Origin of the sequence: Sivoneniella epilithica UHCC 1019 (genome assembly GCF_040830845.1) — a bacterium.
Classification (GTDB): Bacteria; Cyanobacteriota; Cyanobacteriia; order Leptolyngbyales; family Leptolyngbyaceae; genus ULC077BIN1.
This window is the reverse complement of record NZ_JBFPDP010000129.1, coordinates 1-524: the sequence shown is the minus strand read 5'-3', so window position 1 is coordinate 524 and position 524 is coordinate 1. Positions and strand designations below refer to the sequence as shown.

General features: G+C 50.6%; 1 pseudogene. It reads right to left on the bottom strand.

Annotated features, from left to right (window positions below):
- Positions 1-282, bottom strand: a pseudogene (locus tag AB3R30_RS26960) (ISKra4 family transposase); the annotation flags it as partial.
- Positions 283-524 lie beyond the last annotated feature (242 nt).

The following is a 524-nucleotide window of genomic DNA, read 5'->3' as shown; positions in this document are numbered from 1 at the left end:
AGTTAGTCCTAAATTCGCTTGGAACGTTGCACCATAATAGAGTCCCTCCACTCGCGCACTTTTGTACTCCAACCAGTGACACGGCTGACCTTTAGTCGGACTACGCAACCGCACTTTACCGCCATCCACACTCACCTGAGTGACTTTCTGAAGGGCAGTGGGGCATTCTACCTCGGTGCGCTGGACTAAGCGTTGCAAGGTACTATGGCTCACCCTCACTCCCAGGAGTGCCGCGATCTCTTCTTCGGCTTTCTGGTAGGATTCATTCGCACTTAAGCGCAAACAGCATTTCTCTAACATCGGACTTAGGCGTTGATAGGCATCTAATCCCAGGCGCAGGGCTTGCTGACTTCTTAACCGTAGAATCCCTAGAGAACTGATTATTTTTCGCTCTCTGCCACACTTGAGTCCGGTTTGGGTTTCGACAAAAAAAGGGCTATTTCAGGACTAACATGCTCTAACAGTTGTCCGCGAACTGTTTTCTCGATGCCTTCGAGGGTTTCGATTGCCTCCGCAGGGGCATT